This window comes from Aulosira sp. FACHB-615 (genome assembly GCF_014698045.1).
GTDB lineage: Bacteria > Cyanobacteriota > Cyanobacteriia > Cyanobacteriales > Nostocaceae > Nostoc_B.
Window position 1 is genome coordinate 192,394 of sequence record NZ_JACJSE010000011.1, and the last position, 7,240, is coordinate 199,633.

Annotated in this window: 7 protein-coding genes and 1 pseudogene; 3 read left to right on the forward strand and 5 right to left on the reverse strand. The window is 40.0% G+C overall.

Features of this window, described 5'->3' with window-relative positions; all coding sequences use genetic code 11:
- The first annotated feature begins 167 nt into the window (after positions 1–167).
- Together H6G77_RS19340 and H6G77_RS19345 are read left to right on the forward strand one after the other, a co-directional pair.
- Positions 168–1,388, forward strand: a complete 1,221-nt coding sequence (locus tag H6G77_RS19340; protein WP_190872459.1) for a phosphate/phosphite/phosphonate ABC transporter substrate-binding protein — start codon at positions 168–170, stop codon at positions 1,386–1,388.
- Between the two features lie 448 nt (positions 1,389–1,836).
- Positions 1,837–2,037, forward strand: a complete 201-nt coding sequence (locus tag H6G77_RS19345) for a hypothetical protein (protein WP_313949992.1) — start codon at positions 1,837–1,839, stop codon at positions 2,035–2,037.
- Positions 2,038–2,237: 200 nt separating this feature from the next.
- Here the strand turns inward: H6G77_RS19345 and H6G77_RS19350 are convergent, their stop codons facing one another.
- On the reverse strand, positions 2,238–2,909 hold the full coding sequence (locus H6G77_RS19350) for a GntR family transcriptional regulator (protein WP_190872461.1): 672 nt from the start codon (positions 2,907–2,909) through the stop codon (positions 2,238–2,240).
- An 84-nt stretch (positions 2,910–2,993) separates the two neighbouring features.
- On the opposite strand from H6G77_RS19350, the gene H6G77_RS19355 reads away from it, so the two are divergent.
- A complete protein-coding gene (locus H6G77_RS19355; RefSeq protein ID WP_190872462.1) occupies positions 2,994–4,601 on the forward strand; it encodes a 2-isopropylmalate synthase in 1,608 nt (535 codons plus the stop codon).
- A 90-nt stretch (positions 4,602–4,691) separates the two neighbouring features.
- Here the strand turns inward: H6G77_RS19355 and cobM are convergent, their stop codons facing one another.
- From cobM to H6G77_RS19375, 4 genes and pseudogenes are all read right to left on the reverse strand, one after another.
- Positions 4,692–5,468 carry a precorrin-4 C(11)-methyltransferase gene (gene cobM / locus H6G77_RS19360; RefSeq protein WP_190872463.1) on the reverse strand — a complete coding sequence of 259 codons (777 nt, stop codon included), beginning with the start codon at positions 5,466–5,468 and terminating at the stop codon, positions 4,692–4,694.
- A gap of 314 nt (positions 5,469–5,782) precedes the next feature.
- Positions 5,783–6,664 carry a prolipoprotein diacylglyceryl transferase gene (gene lgt / locus H6G77_RS19365; protein ID WP_190595091.1) on the reverse strand — a complete coding sequence of 294 codons (882 nt, stop codon included), beginning with the start codon at positions 6,662–6,664 and terminating at the stop codon, positions 5,783–5,785.
- Between the two features lie 268 nt (positions 6,665–6,932).
- The gene (locus tag H6G77_RS19370) at positions 6,933–7,088 is read right to left on the reverse strand and encodes a hypothetical protein (RefSeq protein ID WP_190675287.1); all 156 of its coding nucleotides are present in this window, start codon (positions 7,086–7,088) and stop codon (positions 6,933–6,935) included.
- Positions 7,089–7,141: 53 nt separating this feature from the next.
- Positions 7,142–7,240 (reverse strand): annotated as a pseudogene (locus H6G77_RS19375) (IS982 family transposase); the annotation flags it as partial.

Here is a 7,240-nt window from a genome sequence, read left to right on the forward strand (position 1 = left end):
ATATTAGGTTTTTCATAATCTTGCTGAAATGGGATAAGGGGGAAAAGAAGCTTCAAAGTCTGCTGAGGAATTTACATTGTGTTTGTACAAAAAACAGGGTAAAGTGATTGAGATGAAAGCTGATTGCTTAGATACTTAAGTTAGGTAGTTTTCCCTGTAAATAATTTATGAATAAAAGTCATATAAAATTAGCTAGAAAATTTTTTTTACTACTAGTGACATCAGGTATATTGATTTCAGGAATAGGCTTAGGCACTTATTGGTTACTCAAAAAAATTCCAGAAAATCCTGGGTCAAAAATAATACAAAATATTCCAAAATCGCAAGTAAGCTCTCTTAAAATAGGGGTTTTAACAAACCCCACCAAATATGAGACTCTAGCTGATTATCTTAAGAAGCAGTTGGGTAATAATATATTAATAACTATTGATGGAGATGAAAATATTTCATTTCAAGAAGCAAAAACAAGAATAGCAACTAAACAATGGGACATTGCTTTTACCCTCTCACCTATGATTACTGTAGCAGCTAAAGATAATGGATATACCTTTGCTGCTCAAATGTTTCCTAATAGTTCTCTATACTACCAATCTGCATTATTTGTTCGCTCAGATAGTTCTATCAAGTCAATAGAGGATTTAAAATCTAGTACAAAAATTGCTTTAGGTGATTTTAATTCAGCATCTAGCTTTTATATGCCAGTTTATGATCTATATGGTAAAACCCTGAACCTCAATATGGGTTTGCGAAGTCATGTTATTCGAGAAATGGTCAAAAATAGAAAAGTAGATATTGGTGCTGGAGCTTATTCTACAGTAAAAAATGACCCAGATATTCGCATTATTCACCAAAGTCGGAATATACCTGGTGCTGGTGTTTATTTATCTCCAAATCTTCCTTTGTCAGACCGGGAAATTATTGCAACCACGCTTTTAAAAGCTCCTATCGATATTCAAAAAGATGCTAACTTTGGTCAAGGTAAAGAACTAGACTACTCCTTTTTTCAAAAAGTTACTCGAAGAACAGAACAGGTTTTGAGTTGTTCTGATTTTACAAAAAATCCTGTTAGTCTTTTTTGTAGTGTTAAAAATTCCAACTCTGTATATGAAAATAATAAAAATATGAGCAATATTATTGTTGGGAAAGTTAATGGATGGAGCCGACCTAATGATACTACTATTTTGTTAAATTTATCAGGAGATAATAATAAATTTTATCGTCTATTTATTAATGAAGAAATATTAAATCAAGTACCCGATGCAGGCAACGTTTTATCACTTCAAAACAAGCAAGTTCAAGTAAATGATGTTCTGCCTAAAAACTTATCAAATAATATTGTTGAATTAAATATCACTCACCCAAATCAGTTGAAAATAATAGAGCCATAAGTCTAAGTATTACATTTAGTGAAAAATATAGTTCTTGTGGTGTTGGACGGAAAGCTTGCATCGGACGGGCTAGAATCCCATCCCACAAGATAATTTTAATGCACGGTTTTTACATTGGACATTCCAGTAGCTTGGTTGAAGCGATCGCAAAACCAAACAAAATCTTCCACCTTCACACCTTACTTCTAACCTGTGACCTGTCACCTTTTCTTATTTTTTTGTTATTTATATATTAACTTTGCAATATTTGTTAACCAATTATATTAATAATACTTCGTTCGTTAATTTAGAGCAGTATCGCTATTAGTTGGTTATCAGTATTAACTCTCAGGCATTATTGATTAATAGTTTTGATAAAGAATTGTATTGTTGAACAAGCATATACTTATTGATATTCCTATACTGGATATTAATTTCCACACTGTGCGATTTGCACTAGGGGGTTCCAATGGTTCATACTTTTGAGGTGTTGGTTGATATTAAGGAATATGCCGATCAAGCCAACAGTACCTATCAATGCGGAACGTCAAGATACGAGATTAGTGCTGAGTCCAAAGAAAAGGCGGATGGTATGGCAAGAGTTCAGGCCAGAAGTGAACATCCAAAAGGCACTGAATATGATGTTAGAGTAACCAGACTCTTGAGATAAATGACAGTCTGGATTCCACAATAAATTGATTAATTGTTCTTGTTTGCTAGTAATAATAAATAACCATTGGTTGTGCAGTTTTCCAAAAATAACATCAATGTTTTGTGCAGATATTTGTTGCCATCAGGAAAGTTACAATAAATTCATATCTGCACCATTACGGGAATATTGCATAACTTTACTAAGAGACACTATCACTTTCAAGATTTTTGCAACAAATACATAACTAACTGTTCACCTGCGGCATCGATATGGCGTTTTAGTAACCGCACGGCAGTTTTTGTATCTCGTTGTTTGCAAGCATCTAAAAGTTGATAGTGTTCTTTTTGAGAACGTTCTTGATAGTCCATTTGTGCCATCTGCATACGCACATAGCGATCGCAATTTATATGCAGATTTTTGATCATTGCCAATAGTCGCGGACGTTCTGCGCTGGTGTAAAGTGCGGCGTGGAATTCCCAGTTAAATTGCGCTAACAAACCTGCATCGGTGGTTTGATCAGTGGTTTCCAGAATTAACGCAGCTTTTTCTAAATCTGCTGCACTGAATTTTGGTATCGCTAACTGTATGGCTTGGACTTCCAACGCACTGCGAATCTCACAAATTTCTTGCGCTTCGGCTGCTGTGAGTACCGATACCATCGCACCACGATTCAGATGCAGAGTTACCAAACCTTCCGCTTCTAATTGACGCAAGGCTTCCCGCACAGGAATGCGACTCACACCAAATTGTGTGGCGATTTCATCTTGTCGGAGAGATTGTCCTTCTTGAAAAATGCCGCGCAAAATGGCTTCCCGCAAAGCATCGGCAATTAAATCGGGGGTGCTGCGTTGTTGTTGCAGCACATTGGCAGCTAAATCATGTAAGTTCATATTTTATATTGTATACAATTTAGGAAAGATTGTATACAATATCCAAAGTTATAAATAATTCCCTTAACCAAACGGGAGACAGTTATGAGCATTGCATCTCAAGCAACAGACAGAGTTATCATCTTTGACACCACCTTGCGGGATGGCGAACAATCCCCTGGTGCAACCCTAAATGCAGAAGAGAAATTAGCGATCGCTCATCAACTAGCTCTTTTGGGAGTAGATGTCATAGAAGCGGGTTTTGCTGTCTCTAGTCCGGGAGATTTTCAAGCCGTCAAAACCATTGCAGAACAAGTCGGGAAAGCAGACGGGCCAATTATTTGCAGTTTAGCCAGAGCCACCCGCAAAGATATTCAAGCCGCCGCCGCAGCTTTAAAACCTGCCGCCCATCCGCGCATTCACACCATGATTTCGACATCTGATATTCATCTGCAATATCAGTTGAAAAAGTCCCGTAATGAAGTGCTGGCGATCGCTCAAGAAATGGTGGCTTATGCCAAATCCTTTGTTGATGATGTTGAGTTTTCGCCAATGGATGCTAGTCGGACAGAACCAGACTTTTTATATCAGGTGTTAGAAACTGCGATCGCATCTGGCGCAACCACAATCAATATTCCTGATACCGTTGGTTACTGCACACCCAAAGAAATCGGAATTTTGATTCAAGGCATTCGGGAAAATGTGCCGAATATTGACAGAGTAATTCTTTCCATCCACACCCAAAATGATTTGGGTTTAGCAACTGCCAATGCCTTAGCCGCCATAGAACATGGTGTGCGTCAAGTAGAATGCACGATTAACGGCATTGGCGAACGTGCCGGAAATGCCGCATTAGAAGAAATTGTGATGGCCTTGCAAGTGCGGAAACACTACTTCAATCCCTACTTTGGCCGTTCTGTAAATTCTGATGTACCCCTCACCAGTATCAAAACCCAAGAGATTTACAAAACTTCTACCTTAGTTTCGCAGTTAACCGGAATGCTGATTCAACCAAATAAAGCGATCGTGGGTGCAAATGCTTTCGCCCATGAATCTGGCATTCATCAAGATGGCATTATTAAGCATCGCCAAACCTACGAAATTATGGAAGCTGCATCCATTGGCTTACCAGAAAATCGCATAGTTTTAGGCAAACACTCAGGACGAAATGCTTTCCGTACAAGGTTGAAAGAATTGGGATTTGAACTGAGTGAAGCCGACTTAAACAAAGCCTTTAACCGTTTTAAAGAAGTTGCAGACAAGAAAAAAGAAATCTCTGATTGGGATATAGAAGCACTTGTGCGGGATGAAACCCAAAATCAAGTAGAAAGCGGTTTTCAACTCGAACACGTCCAAGTAATTTGCGGTGACTGCACTTGTCCAACCGCAACCATTACAGTTGTCACACCCGATGGCAAAATCCTGACAGATGCTAGTGTCGGCACAGGGCCAGTAGATGCAGTTTATCAAGCGATTAACCACTTAGTACAAATTCCCAATCAATTAATTGAGTTTTCTGTACAGTCAGTCACAGGCGGAATTGATGCCTTGGGAACAGTCACAATCCGCTTGGCATATCAAGATAGAATCTTTTCCGGGCAAGCATCCGACACAGATATTGTCGTAGCCGCAGCTTACGCCCATCTCAATGCGTTAAATCGCCTTTATCATTATTTGCAAACTCAAAAAATTCTTGCTCAGGTAAGCGAGTAGAACTGTTGGGGAATAGTGTTTAGGTAATATAGGGGCTTCGCCATGACACTATTCTCAACAGGAAATCTCTGTGGATAATTCCTGACCAAGTTAAGCACGAAATAAATGATTATATTCAGGATTGTACAAGTGCGATCGCCCATCTGTTGCTTTCAGTGCGGGACTAATTACATAAAGTGTGGTGCGAATCAGATTTTCTGTTTTGGTGCATTCCGCCATTTTGTTAAGGGGAACCACGCGAATTTTTTCATCAGGCCAACCTAGCCGAAAGCAAATCGCCACAGGTGTATCGCTGGGGTAATGTTCGAGTAATTTGGCTTGGGCATTTTCGACGTGACGCGCACTTAAATATAGGCATAAACTAGCTTGATGGGCGGCGAGGCTGGTTAACTCTTCTGTGCTTGGGACTTCAGTACGTCCACTAATGCGCGTCAAGATGATAGTTTGAACTAAACCGGGGACTGTTAACTCTACCTTGAGTTTGGCGGCGGCGGCTTGAAAGGCGCTAATTCCTGGGACGACTTCAAAGGGGATATCCGCCTCAGCCAGCATTTGCATTTGTTCGTGAATAGCACTGTAAAGACTGGGGTCGCCAGAGTGGAGACGAACAAGAGATTTTTGCTGCGATCGCACCCGTTCCACCATCAGCGATACAATTTCTTCCAAAGTCTTATCCGCAGTCGGAATAATTTCCGCATCTGGGCGGCACAGATTTAATATTTGTTCGGGAACTAAAGCATCAGCAAATAAAATTACATCTGCCCTAGAAAGGAGTTTTTGCGCTTTAACCGTTAATAAATCTGGGTCTCCCGGCCCTGCCCCCACAATGTAAACTGCTAGTTTGATTAAATTTAGTTGAGTTTCCATACAAAAAACTTCAATTACTTTTCCGTATTTACCCGTAATAAAAATCTTTTTTCAAAAATTTCTTGGCATTTTCTCAGTATCCTTCCGGATTAACCCTCTAACGATAGAAGAATGGAATGGTAGATGCACCCTGGTTAAGCCCTAGAGTCAAATCTGGGGCATTTTTTATTTTTGGTCATTAGCCATTGGCATTGCCTAAATGCGTGATGAATTTTCTCACGCAGAGTCGCAGAGAGGATGAGGATTTTTAAATTGAGTCATCTTCTAATCCCCCTTGTCTCCCTTGTCTCCTTCGTCCCCCTTCAGGCCTTCTCCTAATCACTCGACGCAACCACATCCGGTAACGGACGTTTCCGAAAATATAGCCAAGCTAAACCTGCTAAACCTGCGATAATACCCGTTAAGCTGACAATTTGAGCAATTCTCAGATTTCCTAGCAATAAACTATCTGTGCGTAAGCCTTCAATCCAAAAGCGACCAGTGCTGTAGGCTGTTAAGTAAACCATAATTAACGTGCCTAGTTTCAGCTTTAGCTTGCCAGAGACACTGCGGAAAAATAAATTTAACAGCAAGGCAAACACCATTAAATCCCACAGTGATTCATACAAAAAAGTGGGATGGAAGTATTCAAAACTTTGATAATCTAAAGGACGACCAAGACAGAGGTTTTTAGCTGGATCAAATCTGCATGGAATGTAAAGTTTCCAAGGTAGATTAGTAGGACGACCAAAAGCTTCAGAATTAAAGAAATTACCCCATCTTCCAATTGCTTGTCCTAAAACTAGGGAAGGTGCAACCAAGTCTGCTAATTGCCAAAAAGAAACCCGCTTGAGTTTGGCAAAAATTAAAGCTGCTATCGTCCCACCGATAATTGCACCGTGAATAGCAATACCACCTTCCCAAATAGCGATGATTTTTTCGGGATGCTTGGCATATTCCGCCCATTCAAACAAAACATAATATAGTCGTGCGGCGGGAATTGCCCCCAACACCAGCCAAATTGACAAATCACTCAGCAATTCTGGATTCACATTACGGCGTTTTGCCAAGTACTGAGAAAGGCTGACACCAACTAACACCGCCGTAGCAATCAACAAGCCATACCAACGGATAGTTAATGGGCCGATTTTCACCAAAATCGGGCCTGGAGAAGTAAATTGAAATGCCAACGGCAAAGAAGAGATATCCAGTACCATGCAAAACTACCTAGAGAATTACAGTGTTTAGCTTGAGCAGCTGACAACCCTATCACTGGTAGGGCAGTTATGTCTATAAACCATTAGAGCAGGTTTTGTTTGTAGAGACTCACACTCAACGGATATCTATCTAGTTCAATTCCGTAGGGTGTGTTACGGCTACGTCAAGATTTGAGCGTTGGAAATATGAGAAATTAGCCGTAACGCACCGGATTTGATGGTGTGTTGTGCGTTGCTTCAACACATCCTACTAGCCTAGCCATTCATTTTAAGATATAAACGCCTGTTTAATTTTCTTGCAAATTTCGACTAACGCTTTATTTTGTTCTGATGTACTCAAGCTATCTAAAGGCTGTTTTGGTTCGTGGGCTGCAAGATATTTGGGAATTTCCGTTTCTTCGTAGGAACTATAACTTATAGTCATAGCAAAAGGACGATCGCACCAGGAAAATCAACTTAAATAACGCGATGTGCGACTTAATATTCCGTAACAAGTGCGTCGAATTGAAGAGGATCACAATTGTGGCGATTAAGCCAAAAACAGACGGTATGAGCTAAAATCTTGCGATTGAGGCG